The organism is Methanosarcina sp. 2.H.A.1B.4, assembly GCF_000979385.1.
Classification (GTDB): Archaea; Halobacteriota; Methanosarcinia; order Methanosarcinales; family Methanosarcinaceae; genus Methanosarcina.
Genome location: NZ_JJOV01000055.1, coordinates 1 through 23,080 on the forward strand (window position 1 = coordinate 1; position 23,080 = coordinate 23,080).

The 23,080-nt window shown below is 45.2% G+C and carries 18 protein-coding genes; 10 read left to right on the forward strand and 8 right to left on the reverse strand.

From position 1 onward, the window contains the following. Window positions 1-496: 496 nt before the first annotated feature. The 4 genes from EO92_RS08790 (at window position 497) to EO92_RS08805 (ending at window position 5,999) form a co-directional block, all read left to right on the forward strand. A complete protein-coding gene (locus tag EO92_RS08790; protein WP_048170965.1) occupies window positions 497-2,035 on the forward strand; it encodes a 2-isopropylmalate synthase in 1,539 nt (512 codons plus the stop codon). A 152-nt stretch (window positions 2,036-2,187) separates the two neighbouring features. Next, a complete protein-coding gene (locus EO92_RS08795) occupies window positions 2,188-2,961 on the forward strand; it encodes a TatD family hydrolase (RefSeq protein ID WP_048170967.1) in 774 nt (257 codons plus the stop codon). A gap of 81 nt (window positions 2,962-3,042) precedes the next feature. Next, window positions 3,043-3,684, forward strand: a complete 642-nt coding sequence (locus EO92_RS08800; protein WP_048132378.1) for an MBL fold metallo-hydrolase — start codon at window positions 3,043-3,045, stop codon at window positions 3,682-3,684. Between the two features lie 389 nt (window positions 3,685-4,073). Beyond that, window positions 4,074-5,999, forward strand: a complete 1,926-nt coding sequence (locus EO92_RS08805) for a YgiQ family radical SAM protein (RefSeq protein ID WP_048170990.1) — start codon at window positions 4,074-4,076, stop codon at window positions 5,997-5,999. A gap of 93 nt (window positions 6,000-6,092) precedes the next feature. Here EO92_RS08805 and EO92_RS08810 read toward each other — a convergent pair whose 3' ends face one another. From EO92_RS08810 to EO92_RS08830, 4 genes are all read right to left on the reverse strand, one after another. Then, window positions 6,093-6,374 (reverse strand): hypothetical protein, encoded by a 282-nt coding sequence (locus EO92_RS08810; protein ID WP_048170968.1) that lies wholly within the window; start codon window positions 6,372-6,374, stop codon window positions 6,093-6,095. A gap of 43 nt (window positions 6,375-6,417) precedes the next feature. After that, window positions 6,418-6,675 (reverse strand): hypothetical protein, encoded by a 258-nt coding sequence (locus tag EO92_RS08815; RefSeq protein ID WP_048133511.1) that lies wholly within the window; start codon window positions 6,673-6,675, stop codon window positions 6,418-6,420. 308 nt (window positions 6,676-6,983) lie between these two features. Beyond that, the gene (locus tag EO92_RS08825; protein ID WP_048170992.1) at window positions 6,984-8,111 is read right to left on the reverse strand and encodes a (Fe-S)-binding protein; all 1,128 of its coding nucleotides are present in this window, start codon (window positions 8,109-8,111) and stop codon (window positions 6,984-6,986) included. Window positions 8,112-8,158: 47 nt separating this feature from the next. Continuing rightward, the gene (locus tag EO92_RS08830) at window positions 8,159-9,529 is read right to left on the reverse strand and encodes an FAD-binding oxidoreductase (RefSeq protein WP_048170972.1); all 1,371 of its coding nucleotides are present in this window, start codon (window positions 9,527-9,529) and stop codon (window positions 8,159-8,161) included. Between the two features lie 279 nt (window positions 9,530-9,808). Between EO92_RS08830 and arcS the strand changes: the two genes are divergently transcribed. Together arcS and rimI are read left to right on the forward strand one after the other, a co-directional pair. Next, the gene (arcS, locus tag EO92_RS08835) at window positions 9,809-11,686 is read left to right on the forward strand and encodes an archaeosine synthase subunit alpha (RefSeq protein ID WP_048170974.1); all 1,878 of its coding nucleotides are present in this window, start codon (window positions 9,809-9,811) and stop codon (window positions 11,684-11,686) included. A gap of 217 nt (window positions 11,687-11,903) precedes the next feature. Continuing rightward, window positions 11,904-12,434 (forward strand): ribosomal protein S18-alanine N-acetyltransferase, encoded by a 531-nt coding sequence (gene rimI / locus EO92_RS08840; protein WP_048170993.1) that lies wholly within the window; start codon window positions 11,904-11,906, stop codon window positions 12,432-12,434. Here the strand turns inward: rimI and EO92_RS08845 are convergent. Continuing rightward, window positions 12,418-12,696 (reverse strand): UPF0058 family protein, encoded by a 279-nt coding sequence (locus EO92_RS08845; RefSeq protein WP_011024502.1) that lies wholly within the window; start codon window positions 12,694-12,696, stop codon window positions 12,418-12,420. The genes rimI and EO92_RS08845 overlap by 17 nt on opposite strands. Window positions 12,697-13,196: 500 nt before the next feature. Then, entirely contained in the window at window positions 13,197-14,768 is a 1,572-nt protein-coding gene (dnaG, locus tag EO92_RS08850) for a DNA primase DnaG (RefSeq protein WP_048170976.1), read from the reverse strand. Between the two features lie 1,398 nt (window positions 14,769-16,166). Here dnaG and EO92_RS18110 point away from each other — a divergent pair. Genes EO92_RS18110 through rtcA form a run of 3 tightly spaced genes read left to right on the forward strand, consistent with a single transcriptional unit; the run spans window position 16,167 to window position 19,011 of the window. Continuing rightward, entirely contained in the window at window positions 16,167-16,367 is a 201-nt protein-coding gene (locus EO92_RS18110; RefSeq protein ID WP_048170979.1) for a hypothetical protein, read from the forward strand. Window positions 16,368-16,394: 27 nt separating this feature from the next. Beyond that, the gene (locus EO92_RS08860) at window positions 16,395-17,900 is read left to right on the forward strand and encodes an NAD(P)/FAD-dependent oxidoreductase (protein WP_048170981.1); all 1,506 of its coding nucleotides are present in this window, start codon (window positions 16,395-16,397) and stop codon (window positions 17,898-17,900) included. Window positions 17,901-17,943: 43 nt separating this feature from the next. Then, window positions 17,944-19,011, forward strand: coding sequence for an RNA 3'-terminal phosphate cyclase (gene rtcA / locus EO92_RS08865; RefSeq protein WP_048170983.1), 1,068 nt, complete (start codon window positions 17,944-17,946; stop codon window positions 19,009-19,011). Window positions 19,012-19,060: 49 nt separating this feature from the next. On the opposite strand, the gene EO92_RS08870 is transcribed toward rtcA, so the two are convergent. Beyond that, window positions 19,061-19,684, reverse strand: a complete 624-nt coding sequence (locus EO92_RS08870; RefSeq protein ID WP_048170985.1) for an RNA 2'-phosphotransferase — start codon at window positions 19,682-19,684, stop codon at window positions 19,061-19,063. Window positions 19,685-19,823: 139 nt separating this feature from the next. Beyond that, window positions 19,824-20,924, reverse strand: a complete 1,101-nt coding sequence (locus EO92_RS08875; protein ID WP_048170986.1) for an MFS transporter — start codon at window positions 20,922-20,924, stop codon at window positions 19,824-19,826. A gap of 544 nt (window positions 20,925-21,468) precedes the next feature. Between EO92_RS08875 and EO92_RS08880 the strand changes: the two genes are divergently transcribed. Next, window positions 21,469-22,923 carry an OB-fold nucleic acid binding domain-containing protein gene (locus tag EO92_RS08880; protein WP_048170988.1) on the forward strand — a complete coding sequence of 485 codons (1,455 nt, stop codon included), beginning with the start codon at window positions 21,469-21,471 and terminating at the stop codon, window positions 22,921-22,923. The last annotated feature ends 157 nt before the right edge of the window (window positions 22,924-23,080 follow it).

Below are 23,080 nucleotides of genomic sequence, written 5' to 3' on the forward strand. Positions count from 1 at the left end.
CCGACAAATCCTCGTCAGACAGAAAAATAACTCCTGTCTCCATTAAAAGATGAAAGAGATTTTGAATTTCAACCCACACATTTGAGCTGTGTGAGGGATACATACAAGACGTGTCTTGTATATAAGCTTTTCCCTTCAAAGAAGGTTGAACAAATTTGAAAGAGGAAAATTGGATGGTTGAAAGATTTCAAAAGAGTTGGACTTTTGAATCCTTACCGTCGTCCGTTTTTAGTAGCGATTGTTTGTAAAAACAATCCCTTCAGGCATCTCTTATTCCGTTTTTTTAGATTCGTTTTTGATACCTGTTCCGTTTTTCAAATTCCGTTTTTCACCTTCGGGATGTCTTGTGACGCCCGAGAAGCAACCCTAGAATGGAGCATCTACTATAAATAGTGTTCGCTCGAAAACTCAAAGAAGTAAAGTTCAACTAAATATATAAAAACATACATGATGTTTATATACCAGAAGTGTACATTCAATTTGATGATTACTATGGATGTACACCCTGAAAGAAGGGATCGATTTTTACATCAAACCCATGCAGAATAAAAAAGTAACTGTTTTTGACACAACACTGCGCGACGGAGAACAAACCCCGGGCGTATCCCTGACTTCGACCCAGAAGCTGGAAATTGCTCATCAACTCGACAAACTCGGGGTAGACATAATAGAAGCCGGATTTCCCATATCTTCAGAAGGAGATAAAGAATCCGTAAAATCGATTTCTAATGCAGGGCTTGATACCATAGTATGTGGGCTTGCTCGTGTACTAAAAAAAGATATCGATGCCTGTTTTGAAAGTGATGTTGGCCTTGTGCACACCTTCGTCCCGACCTCGGAGGTACAGCGGATCTATACCATTAAAAAGAGCCAGGAAGAAGTAATTCAACTGGCTGTGGAAGCTGTCCAGTACATCAAAGACCAGGGGCTGAAGTGCATGTTTTCTGCAATGGATGCCACCAGAACTGACCCCGCATACCTCATAGAGGTTTTCAAGGCAGTCCAGGAGGCAGGATGCGATATCATTAACGTGCCAGACACGGTAGGAATCATGGTTCCATCTGCAATGTACAGACAAATAAAAGACATTGCAGCCGAAATAACGATTCCAATAGACGTCCACTGCCACAATGATTTCGGGCTTGCAGTAGCAAACAGCCTTATGGCCGTTGAAGCCGGGGCATCTCAGGTACAGGTCACTATAAACGGTATTGGAGAGAGGGCAGGAAATGCTGACCTTTCCCAGACAGTGATGAGCCTGACGTCAATCTACGGTGCAAAAACCAATATCCGGACAGAATACCTTCTCGAAACCTCGAAAATGATTGAAAACTACACCGGAATCAGACTCCCGCCAAACACTCCTGTGGTAGGGCAAAACGCCTTCTCCCATGAATCAGGAATCCACAGCCAGGGAGTACTTGAAAAATCCGACACCTTCGAACCAGGTATAATGACCCCGGAAATGGTCGGGCACAGACGGCGCATCGTCCTTGGAAAGCACACAGGCAAACATGCAGTCAAACAGTCCCTTGAGTCTGCTGGCATAAAAACCAATGAAAAGCAGCTTGACGAGATTGTGCTCAGGATCAAAGAAATCGCAAACAAAGGTAAACAGATAACAGATGCCGATCTCTATGCAGTTGCCTCTGCAGTGCTCGGAAAAGCAAGCTCTGATGAAGAATTTATCAAGCTCAAAGAAGTATCCGTCATGACAGGAAACATCCTCACACCTACGGCTGTGGTCAAGGCTGATATCGAAGGAAAAGAAATCATTTCAGCAAAAACCGGAGTTGGCCCTGTAGACGCCGCCCTCAATGCCGTAAGGGATATCCTCGGCGAAAGCAACCATTTCAAACTTCAGGATTTCAGGATCGATGCTATCACCGGTGGGGCAGATGCACTTGCCGATGTGTACATAGGTCTCGAAAACGAAAAGGGCAGAATTGTAACAGCACGGTCTGCAAACCCGGATATAGTTATGGCTTCCGTGGAAGCCCTTGTAAATGCTATGAACCTGCTGTATAAAAAATAAGAAAAAAGTTAAAAGGCAAAGAGAAAAGGGCCAAAGAGCTGGAGAATGATACCGGAAATAACAGCTCGAAGCCTGAACCCGGATAAAGTCTGATACCTGTTAGTTTTTCGGGTTTGTATTCCTCATGCATGTATAAAGTAAAATAAAATGAAATGGAATACAAACCCATGCCTTATCCGATCATTGATTCTCATTGTCACCTTGATTTTCCCAAATTCAACCCAGACCGGGAAGATACTATCATCCGTGCCCGGAAAGCAGGAGTTATCGGGATGATCAACTCCGGAATTTCCCTAAAAGGCAACCGCATAAGTCTTGAGCTTGCGGAAAAGAATGAGGATATCCATGCTGCACTGGGACTGAGCCCTGACATCGGCAGAGAAGGCAGTGATAAAGATATAGACGCTATCATTGCCCAGATAGAGGCTAATGCAGGAAACGCAGTGGGTATCGGAGAAGCCGGCCTGGACTTTCAGGACTGCAAAACAAATGAAGAACGTGAACGGCAGACAACTTCGTTCAAAAAAGTAATCGAGATTGCAAAAAATCTGGACAAACCCCTTGTAGTACATGCCCGAATGGCTGAAGTGGAGGTCCTTAAACTCGTAAAAGGGATGGATACCGTAGTCTATCACTGCTATAGCGGTTCCCTTGAAACAATGCGTGAAATCGTAGACGCAGGCTACTATATTTCCCTGGCTACTCTTGTCTGTTTTTCCAAACATCACCAGGCCCTTGCAGCTGAGGTACCCCTTGAAAACCTGCTCCTGGAAACCGACAGTCCTTTCCTTTCCCCACGAAAAGGCAGAAACGAGCCTGCATATATAGTGGATTCGATCCCTGTTATAGCGCAGCTTAAGGAAATGGAGCCTGCAGAAATTGCGAAAGCCGCCACTGAAAATGCACGCAGGGTTTTCGACATCTGAGGTTTTAAAATAGTTTCTGAGAAAAAGTAAAGAAGAAGGGAAAGAAGAAGGGAAAAAGAGAAAACAGAAAGAGGAAGAAATATGGAAGTCCGATATATTTGCCCCACTGCCTATGATTCCAGTGTCTACCTTGTAAACGGGAAAGTCCTGATCGATGCGGGAATGAGCAGTGACCTGATCATCAGGGAGCTGGAAAAATCTATCAAGCTTACTGACCTTGAATTAATCGTCCTGACTCACTGCCACTATGACCACACTGCCGCAGCTGCAATAATTGCTGAGAAGAGTGGAGCAAAAGTTGGAATCCACAGGGCAGACCTTGAAGGCGTAAACGACGAGTATCTAAGTGTTTCAGTGCTCTTCGGAGACCGCGCTCCGGCTGTAAGACCAACAGTCATCTATGAGGAAGGGGACAAAATTCCCATAGGAAACGGGGAATACCTCGAAGTCATCCACACTCCTGGCCATTCAAAAGGGAGTATCTGCCTCTATGAACCCGTCTCAAAAAACCTCTTTTCAGGAGACACCGTCTTTCCAGGCGGAGGTTTTGGAAGAATGGACTTTGAAGGTTCAGAGCCTGACAAAATGCTTGGTTCCGTAGAAAAACTCACAAAACTCGATGTAAAAAACCTGTACTCAGGGCATGGAGCCCCGAATGACAGGGACGGGAACAAACAGATCCTGGCTTCTTATACAATGCTAAAGATGATGATGGGAGTCTGAAGGCAGCGAATAAGAAAAAGAGATTAAAAAACTGGAAGAAAAAGATTAAAAGACTGGAAGTCCGGAAGCAGATTATGGAAAAAGATACAGCGGTCCCGAGAGGAAATAAAAAATTCAACATGGAAAAAACAGATAAAGAAAAGGAGAAAAAACCGGATAGAGAAAGGTCCGCCAGAAAAACCAGTTTTTTTGTTCCAAAAAAAGTAGAAACCGGAAAAGAAATAAAATCCGGGACTCGGACCTCAATAAAATCCGAAAGGACAGTTCCTGAAACCTCAGCGGGAAAAGGGAAAAAATCCGAATCGAGGCCTGAAACTAAAACCGAAAAGAAGGAAAAAAAGCAGAAAAAAAGCTTTTATCCAGCTCTCCCTGTATCAAAGTTTCTCCCGATGAGCCCTGAAGAAGTAAAAGCTCGCGGCTGGAAGGAACTTGACATCATTCTGATTACAGGAGACGCCTATGTAGACCATTCCAGTTTCGGGACTGCAATAATAGGAAGGGTCCTTGAAGATGCCGGCTTCAGGGTAGGAATAATTGCCCAGCCAAAATGGGATAATCCCGAGGATTTCAAGAAACTTGGAAAGCCCAGACTCTTTTTTTCCGTAAGCGCAGGAAACACTGACTCAATGGTCAGCAACCTGACTCCGGGCCTTAAGCCACGAGATAAGGATGCATATTCCCCTGGAGGCGAAACAGGGCTTCGCCCGAACCGCGCCGTGATTATTTATTCAAACCGGATAAAAGAAGCTTTCCCCGAGGTGCCGATAGTGCTCGGAGGAATTGAAGCTTCCCTGCGGCGCTTTGCTCATTACGATTATCTTTCGGACAAAGTAAGGCAGTCAATTCTGGCCGACGCCCCTGCAGACCTCGTTGTCTACGGCATGGGAGAACTCCAGATTGTAGAAATTGCAAAGCGCCTTCAAGCCGGGGAAGACATCAGGGAGATCAGAGACATCCCCGGCACGGTCTGGAAGATGGAAGTCAAAGCCTGGAAAGAACTCAAAAAGGGCAAAAAGACCGCTAAAGAACAGAATGGACAGGAACAGGACAAACGGGAACAAAAAGGGGAGAGAGAATCAGTAAGTACAGCTGAGGAAATAGCTCGGGATGTAGCTGAAGGTGTAGCTGAGAGCTCAGCCAAATTTTTCAAAGAATACATCGAAATTCCTTCGTTTTCCGAAGTTTCCCAGGACAAAGCAGACTTTGCAAATGCTTTCCGCACATACTTCATGGAACAGAACCCGGTCACAGGAAAAGGTGTTGTCCAGCCTCACCCGAAAACCGTTATTGTGCAGAACAGGCCCATGCGCCCTCTGACAGAAGCGGAACTTGACCATGTATATGAGCTGCCGTTTACAGGTGAAGCTCACCCCTTCTACCCCGAGCCCATCCCTGCCCTTGAGATGGTAAAATTCTCCCTGACAACGCACAGAGGCTGTTTCGGAGGCTGTGCCTTTTGCGCCATCACCCAGCATCAGGGGCGCATGATCGCAAGCCGCAGCATCGAGTCCGTCCTCAGGGAAGCAAAGAAGCTTACGGAAAAACCGGACTTCAAGGGCATAATTAACGGAGTCGGCGGACCTACTGCTAACATGTACGCCATGGGCTGCAAAAGCTGGGAGAAAAAAGGGGCCTGCCTGGATAAAGCCTGCCTCTACCCCCGCATCTGCCCTGCCCTTGACACAAGCCATAAAAAACTGCTCGAACTCCTCCACAACCTGCGCAACCTGCCCGGCGTCAAACACGCCTTTACAGGCTACGGAGTGCGCTACGACCTGGCTCTTGAGGATGAAGAGTACCTCGAAGAACTTTGCGCCCACCACATAAGCGGGCAGCTGCGGGTTGCGCCTGAACATTTCTCAAAGCGAGTAACCGATGCAATGTCCAAGCCAGGGAAAGAAGTATATGAGAGATTTTCCGGAAAGTTTGCAGTCCTTAACAAAAAATGCGGCAAGGAACAATACATAGTAAACTACCTGATGTCAGGACACCCGGGATGTACCCTTGAAGATATGATCGAAATGGCAGAGTATGTGAGGGACCATGGGGGCTACACAGAACAGGTACAGGACTTTACCCCAACACCTATGACAGTATCGACCTGCATGTATTACACAGAGCTTGACCCGTTCACCGGCAAAAAAATATACGTTGCGAGGGGCAAAAAAGAAAAAGCCATGCAGAGAGCCATGATGCACTACATGAGTCCTGCAAACTATGAACTCGTATATGAAGCCCTGGAAAAAGCAGGAAGACTCGACCTTGTGGGAAATGCCCATAATTGTTTGATAAGAAGAAAGAATAAATTTTATTAAAAAGCCTTAATAGGCTTTTTTATCCTGAATTTGGGAATGACGGGAATGAGCAGATTTGGGAATGACGGGAATGAGCAGATTTTGCTAATTTCCTCAGTACCCCTGGCACTCACGCAGGAAATACCTCAGTTTTCCGCTTACCTGCCCGCAGTAGGTATCCAGGGATCTTTCCTTGACCTCAATTAGCAGGTTGTTCCCCCCATCCCAGCTAAAGTGGGCAACTATACCGTTGCCTTCAAGCACTCCGGAGTTTCCCGGCTGTACCTTTATCCCATATGCTTGCAGTTTTTTCTTCAGACAGGAAAACACGTCCGGAGTTACATTTCTAAACCTGATCCCCTGGCACCCCTCCGTGTCCAGTTTCCTTTCACCCATCTCCTTCTTTCCTCCTGCCCGAAGAAACTTTATCCGGATGCTTTCAGGAACCGTGGCACTCTTTCACGAAAGCCTTTATTTTCCGGGCTGCAGTGTCACAGCTGACAATAAACGGTTTTTCCGTGATTGTGATGGTAAGGGAAGACTTTCCGTCCCATTCGAAATCTGCAGTGACCCCCTTGCCCGAAAGTTCCCCTCTGTTTCCCGGTGGGACATGGATATCATAGTCCTGAAGCTTTTTCTTCATACATTTAAACACATCAGGGGGAACGTTCTGAAACTTAATTGGTTTACAACTCATAGATCCTATCCTCCCATAAATTCCTAAAGCTTACGTTTGTCTGTATTGCTCAATAAACAACAGTCGCCTTCAAGAAATAAAAATATAGCGTTGACCGACAGCGGACGGATTATCATTGTGTCCATCCAGGAAGATAAAATCAGGAAGATAAAAATTCTGTGATATTTACAATTAAAAAATAGAAGTCGCAAAAAAACAATTACTGATTTTACATCAGGAACAAACCTCTTCTCAGGAGCAAAAAAAGGAATTACTGAGCCGGAATGAAACCCGGCCCGGAAAAAATCAACCATAAATCAGTAGCTAATTCACTCCAGTGCCATTGCCACGAGTTCTACAATATCGATGATCTCGACATCTCCACCTGCATCCCTGAGATTCCTCACACAGAGGGGGCAGGAGGTAACGAGGTAGTCCACGCCTTCGGGCACATCTTCAATACGCTTTTTTGCAAGTTCAAGGGAGATGTCGGGATATCCTATCCTGACTCCGCCCCCACCGCCGCAGCAGCGGGAGTTTTCTTTGATGTTTTTCATCTCCTTGAGAGTGCAGATAGCCTGAATAACTTTTCTCGGGGCGTCATAGACCTTGTTGTGCCTGCCCAGATGGCAGGGGTCGTGGTAGGTAACTGTGAGGTCAAGATGCTTCAGGTTCAGTTCTTCCAGGTGTTCGGCAAGGAACTCGGGGAGGCTGATGACCCTGAGCTCTTCAGGGTAATTGTTCTTGAGAGTGGTGTAACAACCGGCGCAGCCCGTGATGACGGTGTGAGCTCCTACCTTCCGGATCTGCTCAAGGTTATGCTCCATGATCTTCCCCGCAGCTTCCCGGAAACCAGTACGGAGGAGGGGAGAAGCACAGCACTGCTCGTCCGGCAGGAGGGTGACTCCAAAGCGCTGCAAAACCTCAAAAGTCTTTTTTGCAAATTCCGGATAACGGTAGGAGTCAAAACAACCTACAAAGTAGACATAGTCAGACTTCTCCGGGAGGTTTGAACGCTCTGTATCGGAAAGCCAGTGCTGGCGACTTCGTGTTTCCCCAAAAGAGTTACCACTGGTCGTAATCGCAGCCTTCAGTTTTTCCTGGGCCTCAGTTGTCACACCGCATTTTACCAGCTGGGCACGGGCAGCTTCCACTACTTCAGGAGGGTTTGCTCCGGCAGGGCATTTGGCAGCGCAGATCCCGCAGGTTGTGCAGGAAGCAAGGCTTGAGAGGACATCTTCGGACGGCGGCCTTCCTTCGAGCAGACTCTTAATGATAAGCATTCTTCCGCGCGTATTGGCGGACTCCCAGCCAACTACATCAAAGACCGGGCAGACTGAACGGCAGGTTCCGCACTGAACGCATTTATAAACCGAACGGCGGTCAATTTCAAAGGGCTGCTCTTTGCCGTTAGACCCACTTTTTTCTCCGGCCTTACTTATTCCACTTTCGTTCATTTCTTCTGCTCTCTTAGTTTCCTTTTTTCCTTCGTTTTTCACGGCTCTCACAACCCCAGCTTGCCCGGGTTCAGGATTCCTTTCGGGTCAAGGGCTTTCTTGATTGCACGCATTACCTCAAGGGCCGGACCCCACTGGGCTTCCATATACTGGCCGCGAGCAGCCCCCACACCGTGTTCGGAACTGACCGTACCTCCAAGTTCTATTGCAGTCCTGTGGATCAGATCAGCAGCCCGGTTCAAGCGGTCCCACTCGTCCTTATTCAGGACGTCAATGAAAAGGGCAAGGTGCAGGTTTCCGTCTCCAATATGCCCGTACTTCATGGCAGGCAGGTTAAATTTCTCAGAAATTTCCTGTGCTCTCCTGAGCAGTTCCGGAACCTTCTTTATAGGAACTCCCACGTCTTCCCCCACATAAATCCTGGTTTTCGTGGGATCAAGGCGGGAAACAGCCGCCCCTACAAGCTTTCTGGCTGCCCAGATATCTGCCATTTCCTTTTCACTTTCCGCAAGCTTTATGGAGAGGGCAAGGGGGGAACAGACCTCTATTATCTGCTCTGCAGCCTCACGCGCCGAGTTTTCGGTACCGTCGACCTCGAAAAGGATTACATCTCCTTCCGAGGGGAGCACAAGTTTCGGATCGTAGCGTTTAAGCACCTGCAGGGAAACCCTGTCAAGGATCTCGCAGGCTGAGGGGATGACCCCGTTTGAAAAAGTCTTTACAACTGCCTGCCCTGCAACCTCGGCACTTTTAAAGGATGTGATTACAAGTTTCCGGGTCTTAGGGAGAGGCGCGATCTTCAGGCTGGCTTTAGTGACGATTCCGAGCGTGCCTTCAGAGCCTATAATAAGCTGGGTCAGGTCATAACCTGCAGCAGATTTCAACATTTTTGAGCCTGTGTGAATGACAGTCCCATCCGCAAGCACCACTTCCAGGTCACGGACATAGTGCCTGGTGGTGCCGTATTTGACACAGCGCATTCCGCTTGCATTATAAGCGATCATGCCCCCGATAGTGCACATGGCAGAACTGCCCGGGTTAGGGGGAAAGAAAAAGCCGTATGGCTTTAAGGCGTCATTAAGGACATCCTGAATTACTCCCGGTTCCACGACTATCTGGATGTTGTCAATATCGATTTCAAGAATGCGGTTCATTCCCGACATGTCCAGCACAATGCCCCCTCCAACAGGGACTGCGCCTCCGGCAAGTCCGGTGCCTGCTCCCCTTGCAGTCACAGGGATTTCATTTTCATAAGCAAGCCTGACAATGCGGCTGACTTCGTCCGTGCTTGTAGGGCGTACCACGTAATCAGGCATCCCTTTGACCTGGGATGCGTCAGAAGAATAACAATAAAGTTCAGAAGGCGAGACCGAGAGCCGCTCGCCAACGATTTTTCGAAGCTCTGCAGTTATATCCATTATAGACCTCAAATCTGGAATTCGGATGTGAAAAATAGAAAGTTCTGCCACAGTTGAGACAGAAATGATAGATAAGTTGCAGCAGATAATCAATATTAATAATATATAAGAATATACCATCCTCCTTCCTCCTGAGATCTATTTAAAAACCAGAAGAAAATTGACAGCTTTTCAGATTAAAGTGAAGGTAAAGTAAGGAAAAAGAAAGAGAGATAAGAACTTTTTCAGAAAAATGTGCAGGGCAAACCTTTACATCCTGATAGACATAAGAGGACAAATATGACACAGTACTTTGAAATAGAAAATAGAGATGGAGCAGCACGTATAGGAAAACTCCTGCTCTCTCCCGAACTCCGCACTCCCTGTGCCCTGCATACGGCAGCACTAGGAAACCTTGAAAACCCTGGATCTATTGTTGATGCAGGCAGCCTCTGGACTGTTGACCGGAAAGAACTTGCAGCACGCATAAAGGAAATTCGTGAGAAAACAGGAAAGGGGACTCTCATAATCCTTCCCCATCAGACATATACGCCTGCCATTCCAGCCGAATCACTCGAAAAAGTAGAAACATTTACTGCCACAAGTGATGGAAATACTGAAGATGAAGGTCCTACAGGTTCTTTTCTTAGAGCAGAAGGAGAGATTCAGAAGAGCGACCTTTATATAATGGAAGGGGCAGGGACTCTGGAAAATAACGCTCGACGGTTTCTTGAAACCTTAATAGGCCTGAGAAACCAGATCCCCCCAGATACTGCTCTCTATGCCCCCAACCTGGCCCGTCCTGAAAATGCAGCAATGCTCGCCTACATCGGGATCGATGTTATGGATGATACAAAGGCAGAAATTGCAGCCTATTCTGACATCTACCTTACAGCTGCAGGCAGTTTCTATCTTGACTCCCTGGTAGAGTTTCCCTGCAGGTGCAGGGTATGTGCCGCCACAACGCCCGCAGAGCTTCTAACTCTCCCAAGAGCCGAAAGGGCAAAGCTTCTTTCAGCCCATAACAGGGATGCCCTTGACGCCGAACTTGCTCTTGTCCGCGAAAAAATTAGGGCGGGGACACTGCGGGAGTACGTGGAAGGACAGTGCAGGGTCAGGCCCTGGCTTACAGCCCTGCTGCGCTTTGGGGATTTCGAATACTCCTACCTTGAAGAAAGAGTTCCCGCTTTCCGGCAAAACCAGCTCCTTGCAGATACTTCCGAAGCCCTTTCAAGGATCGAAGTGGTCAGGTTTGCACAGCGTGTGCAGGAAAGGTATGCACCTCCAGACCTTGATATTCTCCTGCTCCTCCCGTGTGCAGCTAAAAAACCCTATTCAATTTCCCAGTCCCACCAGAAGTTCATCCTTACCCTTGGAAAATACCGAAAGTTTGTCCATGAGGTAATCATAACCTCACCCCTGGGAATTGTGCCCAGAGAACTCGAATTAACCTACCCGGCAGCCCATTACGATACTGCGGTTACGGGGCACTGGGACGAAGATGAAAAAGCCTGGGTTTCCGGATGCCTTGAAGCCTATCTCTCAAAACACGGGTATAAAACAATAGTTGCCCATGTGGACGGGGCGTACAGGGAGATCTGTGAAAGGGTAGCTGAAAAACTGGGGATTGACATAGTCTATACTGCCGGAGAAAGTCTCACGTCCTATGAGTCTCTTTCGAACCTGAAAAATACTGTTGAATCTATCTGCATTTCCGAGAATTTCAGCCAGAAAAAACAGAATGCCGAAGAAGAGAAGAAGAATTTCGTAAAGGCGGTTGCAGGCTATCAATTCGGAGAGGGCGCAGAGTTTCTCTTTTCGGAAGAAGTCGGAAACCCCGTGGTTAAAGGCCGTTTCCCGAAGTACCAGCTCTTTGCCGGGAAAAAACAGCTTGCAACTTTAATCCCGCAGTACGGGATGCTTGCCCTTTCTCCTGAAGGAGCGGAACTGGTACTAAAAAGTGAGAAATATGTGGTAAAGATTGACGACTTTGTCCCACGTGGTTCCATTCTTGCCCCTGGTGTGCTTGAGGCAGACCCCGAAATACGACCAAATGACGAGGTAATAGTTCTCGGGAAAAAAGCTCTCTGTGTAGGAAGGGCTATGATGAGTGGGAGAGAAATGGAAGAATCAGGCAGGGGTGTTGCTGTAGACGTCCGGCATGTAAAAAAACTTTAAACCTGAAAACTTTAAAAATCCTGGGGCTGAAAACTTTAAAGCTGATTATCTAGCCTGATTTTCAGCCCGGTAAAACATTACAGAAGCGCGGAGCCTGTGCCAAAAAAAGATATTCCTGAATAGAAAATATATAGAACAGAAAGCCATACAGGCTTCCTTGAGAGAGTTGGTCTTCCCTCGAAGAAGTAATAAAATGGCAGGAATATATAATGATATTATGATAAGACGTTTCACACCTGAGGACTTCCAGGAAATAGTCGAAATTGAAGAAGAGGCTTTTTCGGAGCATAATTCCCTGGTGTATATGAACTTTTACGAAATGGTTGGAGACGGCTTCCTTGTTGCGGAACATGATGGAAAAGTAGTAGGGTATGTAGTGGGCTACCGTTCCGCGGAAAACGAAGGGCATATTTTTTCCGTTGGTGTAAAAAAAGAATATAGGGGAAGGGGAATAGGCACGGAACTTATTCATGCCATATGTGACGTTTTTGTTGCAAACGGGCTTAGATACGCGAGACTGGAAGTAAGAAACAGTAACACTGACGCACAAAAATTATACAGATCGATCGGATTCGTATCCTGCTGGACTGAAAAAAAGTATTATTCAGATGGAGAAGACGGTATGATTATGAAAATGCATCTGCACCCATACCGCCTCTTGATCTCAAAACAAAAATATCTCGAACCCGTATTCTCGAACAACGAACTCTTTACTACAATCAAGGGCCCTATCAGTTATTACCGATGAGCTTAATGACGGAATTCAAAGAATCTCTCATATGGGTAGACGCTTCCTCGAAGATAGGGTCATCCCGTGACATGAGAGTGGCAAGCTCGCCTCCCAAAATAAAAATTGCGCGCTTGTGATCCGCCTTGCTCCTGTGGATGTGGACGGGGCTTATCGATAAAGCCTTGTAGTCATCGAACTCGTGCGTTACACCGTGCCTCTCAAAGTATCTCTTCATTTGAGCCATATATGTGTGCAGTTGTATCAGTTCTTCCTTGTGCATAGCGAACAGACCTACAATTTTTCAATTAAATACCTACAATTTTACAAGATCAATTAAATACCTACAATTTTACAAGATCAATTAAATATTATCTTGAACCGAATAAAAGAATTACCCGAGGAAATTTGTTTCCTAGTTTTTGTTAATAAACTTTTTCATATAATGTAAATGATAAATGATGATGAATTGTAGGATAGAGTGTGAATTTTAGTATTATAGTGTGAATCCATGCCAAATCGTAGTGATTTTCCCGGAGATATATATAAATGATACACATAAAATAATAACAATGAAATAATTAGTTCCTGCCCAGGAGAATATACTCAATGGCATATATTTATTGGAATTATTTTTGGGTACGGTACCCTATTTTCAGGGAAAAATTGACTCTATGACGAAAAACAGACTCTATGACGAAAAACAGACGTAAATAAACGATTTTTTTTAAAACAACAAGAAAAGAAATAAAAAAGATGAAGAAAGGAAGTAAAAAGACCTGCTCAGAGCATGCTGGAGGTCATAACTTCCATATCTGCAGGAACTTTAGCAAGATTTCCGATTTTTACCCCTACAAGATTCTTGATTGCATTACTCGAAGCAATATCAACGAGCCTCTGAGTAATTACACCATCAAAAATCACACTTTTCACATTGTCTTTGTAGGTTTTTAACCTGCTTGCAAGGTCTCTGACTGCCATTTCCTCTATTACCCGGTCTTCAGAATCCAGAATCCTTGCCGTCAATGTTCCTTTAAGGGCGTCTACGTGCGGTCTGAACCTCACCGCTTCAGGAGAGAGTGGAACCGGAGCCTGTCTGGCAGGAGCGGGGGAAACCCTTACGGCCTCTCCACCAGGAACTTTCACAGCTGAAACCTTCTCAACTGAAACCTTCTCAACTGAAACCTTCTCAGCTGAGGCCTTTCCTCTGGGAACCCTGGTGACTGGAACTGCTCTTGCTATAACTGGCTTTGAGACAGCCTTTCTTGCCTCAACTCTTTCTACCGTTGCATGAGTTTTTTCAGAGGGCCTTTCGGGAACTTTTTCCGAAGTTTTCTCAGAAGCCGCCTCTTCCATTTCTTCAGGGGATTCCTCTTCGTAAACGTCTGTCTTTGAAGATACCCTGTGAACTTTCACACGTTTGTGTAACTTCTTCTCCGCAATTCTGGGAGCAACTTCAGGTGCTCTTATCTTTCTCTTGGAAATGTGTTCCAGCCTGCAGGCACTATCTTCAGTTTCTTTTTCCTGGATTCCGTATTTCTCAATAATCTGTTCCACTGGAACTTTTCGGCGCAAAGACCTGATTATTTCTTTCTGGACAAGGTCTTCTACACCCTTGCCATCTGGAGCACGGGCAACATAATCAATATCTGCCACCTGCAAGAGTTCACGTATAATGAGTTCTCCACCCCGATCTCCGTCCGTAAAAGCAGTTACTGTTTTCTTTTTAGTAAGTTCAGCGACCTCAGGTGGAATGTTAGTTCCGCCCACGCAGATGGTGTTCTTTATACCATAGCGAAGCAGGGTCAGGATGTCAGCCCTTCCTTCAACAATAATGATAGCGTCCGAGTTGAGCACGTTCGGCCCGCAGGGTATCCTTGACTTGCCATAATAAGTCAGTTCGTCAACCCTTACGGACTGCCGGACTTCGTCAGCAAGTTCCTGAGATTCGGGTACAGTCTCATCGAACATTTTCGTGAAGATGAGTTTTGCCCTTTCAATAATTTTTTTGCGCTTTACAGCCCTTACATCTTCGACCTGGAAAACCTCAATTTTGGCACTGCAAGGACCTACCCTGTCAATGGTTTCCAGAGATGCTGCAAGAATCGATGTCTCTACTTTATCAAGGCTCGAAGGAACAAAGATATTTCCTTTGGTTTTTCCACCTTTGGCGGTAACCATTACCTCGATCCTGCCGATCCTTCCGGTCTTCTGCAGATCACGCAGATCAAGATCGGCTCCAAGCAGCCCTTCGGTCTGACCAAAAATTGCGCCTACGATATCAGGACGCTCAATTACCCCATCAGCATTGATTTTAGAATGAATAATGTATTTTGTAGTATCAGTATTTTGCATTTGAATTCTCCCAAACTATTATAACGATTTATCATGAACGATGTATTATAAACGATGTATTATGAACGATGTATTGTGAACGTTTTTTCGTTGGTGATTTATTTAATTAATCGACGGGAAATCACCCTTAACACCCGAACAATTCAGGCATACAATTCTTTTTCCGTCTTCAGGCTCATAGTACTTTTCTGGTAGTACAAACCTATCCTCTATATCCTGGAAACGTGCTGGATCCATAAAGGGCCAGAAAATGCAAAAATAGTAGTAAAAATCAGATTAAAAACCAGATCAGAGATAATACACCCTTGAAAAGACAGATTTCATAATTGAGGATTACTATGAACCCTATGAACCGGAAAGAGGAGTTCCGAACCTGCCTGCAACTGCCTGTTGCGCTTATGCCAGAATAATTAAACCGGCGGAATACTTCCTGACTGTTGCTTGATGAAATCTTACCTGCAAGGCAAATCGCCAGATAAGTACCAGCCTGGTTTTAAAGCTCTCAAAGATAGAGCTATTCCTGATTTTCGACCAAATTATAACAGTATACCTCCACAATATCCACGGAGGCTTTTTGCACCTGCCCGAAAATCTTTGCCCTAACATAAGCTTATTGATGGGTCTGAAATAACTCTCAGAATCCCAAGTCAAATAATGTGTTTACCATTCAATATACCTGATAACTGAAGACTTCCAGAGATATTCCCAGAGATGGGATAAACCTGAGGCGTGAGCAGCTAGAGTGTGCCAGACGCCTTTTTGATTAAACAAGTATCCCTAAACGATAAGTGGTAAAGCAGTGAATGAAATGCATCAGGTTTATTGAAAGCACTTTTGACTATTACTTCATGGGTGATAAGTATAAGGTTTATTTTTGGACTGAATGGTATTAGCCCTGAATTGGTAACATGTATAATCTGAAATTTCTATTAAGTTTGCATACGTTTAGTTACGTAAGATTCTTTACGAATCCGGTAGGTGATGAATGGATGAAGTAATTAATTTATGATATGACCTGACAGAACAGCTCCCGCCCGCCTTAAAGCAACTTCGGAGAAACAGGAATCCTGTATGTCACATGTCTTAAATTCATATGTCTAATGCCTGCAGGCTTTAAGAACTTTGTGGTTATTTAAAAGGTTAGTTAACCCTGAATTATTTTAATTCATTCTTGATAAATTTAAGGATAAAGACATCTGGAAATGTTCTCAAAATTCCTAAAAAAGAGTTAATTAGAAAAATTTAGAAAAGTATATATAAAACAAAGAACGTCTAAAAATTTGAACGAGCGAGACAAATACACTGTTTTATGTATTAACCCCCCCACTCCCAACTCGCTCGTTCACCCCCCCATAAAATCGTTATCTTTCTCTTTTGTTTTCTGGAAAACACCTTCAAATGGATATTTTCAGGAAAGATGTTCGATTAAACTTAATTTATAGGACACTGAAGGACACTGAAAGTCTTTCCAGATCATCTGAAATCTCCCCGGGTACTGAAGACTCTCCGGATGTTGAAAACTCTCAGGGTGTTGAAGACTCTCAGGATGTTGAAGACTCTCCGGGTGTTGAAGGTTCTTTTCCTTTTAAAAACCTATAATAGGTGCGAAACACCATTATAAAAAGCATGGGAAGCGATTTTGGCGTAAAGGATGCTGCAGGCAAAGTTATTCAAACCGCAGGTGAAGTTCAGGAAGAGATCCCTGAAAAAGTCTCCGCACAGGCCAGGATAGATAAAAACCTTACAAGGGTGGTCATTATAGGAGGGGGGGCCTGTGGCATGGCAGCTGCTACCAAGATCAGGAGGCAGAGGGACTTTAAAATAACTGTGCTTTCATCTGATTCCCACACAGCTTACAGTCACTGCGGAATTCCTTTTGTTCTGGGCAGGGAAATTGAAAGTTTTGAAAAACTGATTGTAAAACCTCCGGGTTTTTTCAGGGAAAAAAACATAGATGTGAAACTGAACGAGAAAGTGAGGTCAATAGACCTGACCAGGCGGGTCGCCCTGACAGGAGAAGGAGCCTATCCTTTTGACAAACTGGTGATTGCTACAGGGAGCCTGCCCTTTATATCTCGCAAAAGCCAGGCAAATATTCTACCTTACGGAATCTTCACTCTCAGGAGCCTTGCTGACGGCATGCTCTTTGGAAAAGCCCTGGAAACCGCCCGGACAGTATGCATCGTAGGTGGAGGTACAATAGGAATTGAATGTGCCTCAGCCCTAAAAAAGCGAGGGATTAAAACTATCCTTATAACCAGAAGTAAAGACCTGCTTTCCAGCCAGTTTGATTCCGAGATGTCTGCAATTGTCAGGGCACACCTTGAAGCCCTCGGTGTGGAAGTTATTACCGGGGAACCTATATTTTTACCTGAAAATTTCTGGAAAGAAAAAACTGTATTTGTAAAGGACAGGCAGTTTCCTGCAGACCTTGTGCTCCTGGCAACCGGTGTAAAACCTGAAGTATACCTTGCCAGAGAAGCAGGGATAGATATTGGAAAAGCAGGAGGAATAGTCGTAAATGAAATGCTTCAGGTAAAGGCAGGAGGGGAATTTCTCCCCCATGTATACGCAGGTGGAGAATGTGCGGAGGTTACGGACCTTGTAACCGGGGAAAGCAGGCTCAGCCAGCTGGGCACAACAGCACGGCGTATGGCAGATGTGATCGGAAATAATATTACAGGCAAATACTCTACTTTAGGGCCCCTTGCTGACCCCTGGGTAGCTGTTGCTGGAGACCTGCAATTCGGAGGAGTTGGACTTACGCCCGACCAGGCGGAAAAGCAGGGGATAAAAGTTGTAACCGGATTTTCCCGCGGGCGCACGAGGGCTTCCTACTATCCAGGTCGAAAGGACCTGTATATAAAACTCGTTTTTAAAAACGACTGCCTTGCAGGAGCGCAACTCGCAGGAGGAGAAGGAATAAAGGAAAGGATCGATACCCTCTCCCTTGCGATAAGAAAGAAAACAACAATCAAAGACCTTCTTAGCCTTGAAACCTGCTATGCGCCTCCAGTTTCCATGCTTGTGGACCCGCTTCTGCCGGCTGTAAAAGACGCAATCAGAAATATGCGGAAGGAGAAAACAAATGAACTGGACCCGGATAAGAGCTTGGATGAAAGATATGGTTAAATCACAGGACGAGAAAAACGGAGTGAAATAAGGAGAGAGGGAAATGATAGAAATTGACGGTTCATATGGGGAAGGAGGAGGACAGGTAGTCAGGACAGCTGTTGCCCTTTCTGCAGTTACTGGAAAAGAAGTAAAGGTTACGAACATAAGGAGAAACAGACCTAATCCCGGCCTGAAACAACAGCACCTGAAAGCTTTGGAAACTGCAGCCAGGATCTGCGAAGCACGGGTTTCAGGGCTTTTTCCGGGTTCTTCAGAGTTATTTTTTGCTCCAGTGGAAATAAAGGGGGGGAAATATGAGATTGATATCGGGACCGCGGGAAGCATAACCCTGTTTCTGCAAAGCCTTATGCCGGCCCTGCCTTTTGCAAAAGAAAAAATCGAAATAACGATACGTGGAGGAACTGACGTTGCCTGGTCCCCGACAATTGACTACCTTCAGCATGTAACCTTCAGAGCACTTGAGCAACTTGGATATGCAGGCAGCGTGACCCTGAAAAATCGCGGTTACTATCCCAGGGGGGGAGGAGAGGTCTCAGCTGTTTTTGAACCCTGTAAGCTTCATGGTTTTCATTTCCGAAAGGAAGGAGAAGACAAAAGAGCCGGAAAAAACCGAATAGAAGAGGAAAACCAAAAAGGAGGGACGAACCAAAATAAGGGGAAAGAAGTTATGGGAATTTCACATGCATCGAATCTTCCGGCACATGTGCCAGCCCGCCAGGCTGAAGCTGCCGAATCCATGCTTCTTGAAGCCGGATACGGTTCACGGATCAAGGTCCGGTCCTGCGAATTACTTTCCACAGGAAGCGGGATAACCCTATGGTCCGGTTATTGCGGAGGAAGTGCCCTTGGAGAAAGGGGACTGCCTGCTGAAAAGGTTGGCAGGCGCGCTGCAGAAGAGATAATCTCGGAACTCAGAACAGAAGCCTCTGTAGATGTACATCTGGCAGATCAGCTGATCCCGTATATGGCACTTGCAGGAAACAGTTCTTACACGGTCCGTGAGCTGACTTTGCATGCGGCAACAAACATCTGGGTCACAGAACAGTTTCTTGATGTGAAATTCAGGATAGAGGAAAAAGAGGGACTTTTTGAAGTATCAGTAGACTGATTAAAGGAAAAAATGAGAAAAAAAAGTAAGAAAAACCAGTAAGGGGAAATTAGTCCTCGAGTACAAACAGGTACTCAGGTGGTATCTTTTCCGCGAGTACGATGTAATCCGTTGCAAGCTTTAGAGAAATTCCGTCATCCTGAGCTCTAAAGGCGTCAACCTGCAGGATCACAGGACTTTCAGTGTGGATCAGGGCAACTTCAGTTGCCTTTTCATATGAAGTACTGAGATGAACATAGCGCTGTTTGATAGGGAAAATTCCGTTCTCGAGCAGTACATCAACTTCCTCCGGGCTTGCCCCGTAGTACACGTATGGAGTGTCGCTTTCCTCGTAGTCAAGATCAATGTTAACAGAATGTCCGTAACGTGCCCTTATCATAGACCCGCTGATCTGATATCTTCCTTTTTCATCGGACTCCACAAGGGCATAAAGGTACTCTTTCCTCATCCAGTTATAACGTTTATTCATAACGTCACAGAAGATGTTAAGGTCCACCCAACCGTATTTGTCCATTTTAACTCCTGCAGATGCCGGGAAATGCCGGAGAGTACCTGATACAAACCTGCCGAGCTTTTCTTCCCTGCCGTCGTCCAGCACGTATCTACCAGGGCATTTACACTGCTGACAGCTGCCTCCTCTAAAATAGCCGTGATCAGTGCATTTTCGAATCATAGTATCACGTACATAATGAAACTTTACCATAAATAAGGTTTTGTTTTAATTTGCTTTATTTCTTAAAATTAGTTTTTGATAAGAGAATTTTAAGCCTTTACCTTCAAAATTCTGATTTTTCTACTTCTCAGTTATTCTCTCAGTTATCCCCCATCTTCTCAGTTATCCCCGTGCCTGCGGTCCTTCCCAGGGTTTTGTAGAGCAGGAAGCCTGAAATGGAGAAAATGGCAGCTCCGAGCATTGTCGCCCTGAAGCCGAAAAGCTGGGATAGGCCTCCTCCGAGAATAGCTCCCACAACCCCTGCAGCCCCGATCATTGAGTTGATCAGACCTGCTGCTGTAGCTTTATCCGGATTCAGTTCCACAACCCTGCGGGTTGAACCCACATAGAGAAAAGACCAGGAGCAGGCAACGACGAACATCCCGGGGATGACGTAAAGATAGGAGGAGGCAAAGGCATAACTGATAAAACCGACCACTGAGAACAGGTAGCCCGCACGGATCAGCTTTTCATTTTCACACGGGTCAAGCCTGCGCATTATCAGAAACTGGACTGCAGGATTTATAGCATAAATAACTCCGGTCCAGAAGGCGCCTGCTCCGAGTTCCCGGAGATAGAGGGGAAAAATAGTCCAGACCCCGACGGCTCCGGTATGCCGCAGGAAGAGAGAGAAATAGGTCCCTGAATTCTTCAGCAGTGTGTTAAGGGAAAAGTAAGAAATATTCAGCTGCGGTTTTTCAATGTCTTTTAACCTGAAAGCCTGCAGGAAACATAAGGCATAAAAGAGAGATGAAAGTCCAAAAAGCAAATCCATTCTTACCCCTATCACCCCTGCCAGAAGAAAACCCGCCATCCAGCCGAGAGAACCCAGAGAAATAAACCTTCCGAGGCTCTGCTTCTGATAATGGGCATAGGCTATCAGGGCTCCTGGGTGAATCCCAACACTGAAACCGGCTAGAGCCCTTGCAAGCATGAGGGCAGAAGGATTGGTGGCAAAGACCTGAAGAAAAAAGGCGGCTACAGCAAACCCAAAACTTCCCTGAAGCACTGTACGCAGATGGTGAAGGTCGGCAAGCCTTCCGAAAATAAAGGAAGAAAGAAGGGTTGTGACAGAATAGATCCCCACTATAACCCCGATCTCGATATAAGAGGCACCGAGTGATGCGGCAAAAACGGGAATAAAAAGCAGCGAGAGAACATTAGCCATGTTTGAAAGGAACTGGACGTTATTTATTCTCATCAAGCAGATTCACACTATAAAAAGCACCGGCATAACTTATTATGTTTTCCAAAATATGAGTTAAAATAAAAGCCACTCACTAAAAAGAATCACTCTCAAGATACTCGCCCAGCACACAAAAATAATCTCATCCCGAATATTGAATACTTTCACCCTGCATACAGTAGCCTTTAGTAAGACACTTTACATACCGTATCAAGAGCTCTTTAAAAAGATAAACAAAAAAGGAAAAAGACTTACCAAATAATATTTAATTTTTAGGGATATTCTTATTATGCATTAATGAAAGGACGTATAGAACCTGGTGATTTCTCATATGAAATTGGAAGATATTTTATCTTAAGTTTGAAAATATTTGTTCTGAATTTTCACCTCAAGCTTTCACCTGAAATATATCAGATTTCCAAAAAGCTTCACATCTCAAAATAACACTAATAAGAACTGTCTTTCAGGGACAAACACCTGATATTTAAGGCAAGAATACATATCGAAGAAAAGAACCACCAAACACTGAAGGTAAGTATTAAACATTCAAGGGAGTACCATGACCGATATTGATACTATTTATAAGAAGCTCAGCCATGTCATCAGTAGAGAGGATTTCCTGCAGCGCACACAGGAAAAGGTCGAGAATATGGGAGGGCTTTGTGATGAGGCGATGGCTGCCATGCTGGTTGCCAATGAACTGGGATTCTCGGATGCAGGCATGGACAGCGTGAAAATAGAAAATATTACACCCGAGAGCGGACCTGTTAATTTTATTGCAAGAATTGTTTCGGTTTTTGATATCAAGGAATTTACCCGGAACGACGGTACTATAGGTAGAGTTGGAAATCTGATAGTCGGAGACGAAACCGGAAAAGTAAAGTTAACCCTGTGGGACAATATGGCAGACCTGATTAAAAACGGAAAAATAACGGTAGGGCAAACCGTTCAGGTCAGTGGCTATGCAAAGCAGGGCTATTCCGGAGTGGAAGTTAACATCGGCAATAATGGAGTCCTGACCGAAAGTGAAGAGGAAGTTGATGTTACTTCGAGCAACCAGAATATAAAGGACATAAAAGACGGAATGGGAGACCTAAACCTTACTGGAAAGGTGCTGGAGGTTTCCGAAGTCAAGACTTTCCAGCGCAAAGACGGCAGCAGCGGGAGAGTTGGAAACCTGATGATTGGGGATTCCACAGGCACACTCAGAGTAACTCTCTGGGACGAAAAAACCGATTTTTTGAACCAGATTGAGTACGGGGACACTGTTGAACTGATCAATGCTTACGCCCGTGAAAATGCCTTTACGCAGAAAGTGGAGCTGCAAATAGGAAACAGGAGCATAATCAGAAAAAGCGAAAAGGAAATCGAATATAAAGAAGAGTTTACCCCTGTTGAAGATATAAAAGCTGACATGAATAATATCAATATTTCAGGAAGGATACTTGATATCTCAGAAGTCCGAACCTTTGAGAAAAAAGACGGCTCCGCCGGTAGGGTTGGAAACATCCTTCTGGGCGATTCCACAGGCAAAATCAGGCTCACACTCTGGGACGAAAAAACCGATTTTCTTGACGAGATTGAATTCGATGAAACCGTAGAGGTTCTCAATGCTTATTCCCGGGAAAACACATTCAGCCAGCAGGTGGAACTCAGCCTGGGAGCCAGAGGGATAATTCAGAGAAGTGAAAAAAAGGTTGAGTACAGGGAGAAATTTACTGACATCACCAACATTATCCCGGGAGAAAGTTATTCTGTCCAGGGAAAAGTTTCCGAAATCGGAGAACTAAGAGAATTTGAGAAGGAAGACGGAACCGAAAGTGTGGTCGCAAACCTGCAGCTTAAGGACGAAACAGGCAGTATCCGGCTAACTCTCTGGGGAGAACAGGCCTATGTGATAGAGGACCTGGATATCGACTCCGAGATCCAGATCATTGACGCTTATGCCAAGTATGGGTTGAACGAAGAAATGGAACTTAGCGTTGGGAACAGGAGTAGAGTGATTATTCTCTGATCACTCCCTATTTTTAACTGTGTTTAACTATTATTAACTGTTTTTAACTGTTTTTAACTATTTATATTACGAAGCGTAAAACCCCTGAGTCTTTAGCTCAGGGGATATAAGCGTCAACCTAAACTGTTAACCGTTATTGATTCTGTCAATTGTTAAA

What these genes read in the sequence shown, in the direction of transcription:
- EO92_RS08790 (WP_048170965.1), top strand. Translation starts at nt 497, where the DNA reads ATGTACACCCTGAAAGAAGGGATCGATTTTTACATCAAACCCATGCAG.
- EO92_RS08795 (WP_048170967.1), top strand. Translation starts at nt 2,188, where the DNA reads ATGGAATACAAACCCATGCCTTATCCGATCATTGATTCTCATTGTCAC.
- EO92_RS08800 (WP_048132378.1), top strand. Translation starts at nt 3,043, where the DNA reads ATGGAAGTCCGATATATTTGCCCCACTGCCTATGATTCCAGTGTCTAC.
- EO92_RS08805 (WP_048170990.1), top strand. Translation starts at nt 4,074, where the DNA reads ATGAGCCCTGAAGAAGTAAAAGCTCGCGGCTGGAAGGAACTTGACATC.
- EO92_RS08810 (WP_048170968.1), bottom strand. Translation starts at nt 6,374, where the DNA reads ATGGGTGAAAGGAAACTGGACACGGAGGGGTGCCAGGGGATCAGGTTT.
- EO92_RS08815 (WP_048133511.1), bottom strand. Translation starts at nt 6,675, where the DNA reads ATGAGTTGTAAACCAATTAAGTTTCAGAACGTTCCCCCTGATGTGTTT.
- EO92_RS08825 (WP_048170992.1), bottom strand. Translation starts at nt 8,111, where the DNA reads ATGAACGAAAGTGGAATAAGTAAGGCCGGAGAAAAAAGTGGGTCTAAC.
- EO92_RS08830 (WP_048170972.1), bottom strand. Translation starts at nt 9,529, where the DNA reads ATGGATATAACTGCAGAGCTTCGAAAAATCGTTGGCGAGCGGCTCTCG.
- arcS (WP_048170974.1), top strand. Translation starts at nt 9,809, where the DNA reads ATGACACAGTACTTTGAAATAGAAAATAGAGATGGAGCAGCACGTATA.
- rimI (WP_048170993.1), top strand. Translation starts at nt 11,904, where the DNA reads ATGATAAGACGTTTCACACCTGAGGACTTCCAGGAAATAGTCGAAATT.
- EO92_RS08845 (WP_011024502.1), bottom strand. Translation starts at nt 12,696, where the DNA reads ATGCACAAGGAAGAACTGATACAACTGCACACATATATGGCTCAAATG.
- dnaG (WP_048170976.1), bottom strand. Translation starts at nt 14,768, where the DNA reads ATGCAAAATACTGATACTACAAAATACATTATTCATTCTAAAATCAAT.
- EO92_RS18110 (WP_048170979.1), top strand. Translation starts at nt 16,167, where the DNA reads ATGGATATTTTCAGGAAAGATGTTCGATTAAACTTAATTTATAGGACA.
- EO92_RS08860 (WP_048170981.1), top strand. Translation starts at nt 16,395, where the DNA reads ATGGGAAGCGATTTTGGCGTAAAGGATGCTGCAGGCAAAGTTATTCAA.
- rtcA (WP_048170983.1), top strand. Translation starts at nt 17,944, where the DNA reads ATGATAGAAATTGACGGTTCATATGGGGAAGGAGGAGGACAGGTAGTC.
- EO92_RS08870 (WP_048170985.1), bottom strand. Translation starts at nt 19,684, where the DNA reads ATGATTCGAAAATGCACTGATCACGGCTATTTTAGAGGAGGCAGCTGT.
- EO92_RS08875 (WP_048170986.1), bottom strand. Translation starts at nt 20,924, where the DNA reads ATGAGAATAAATAACGTCCAGTTCCTTTCAAACATGGCTAATGTTCTC.
- EO92_RS08880 (WP_048170988.1), top strand. Translation starts at nt 21,469, where the DNA reads ATGACCGATATTGATACTATTTATAAGAAGCTCAGCCATGTCATCAGT.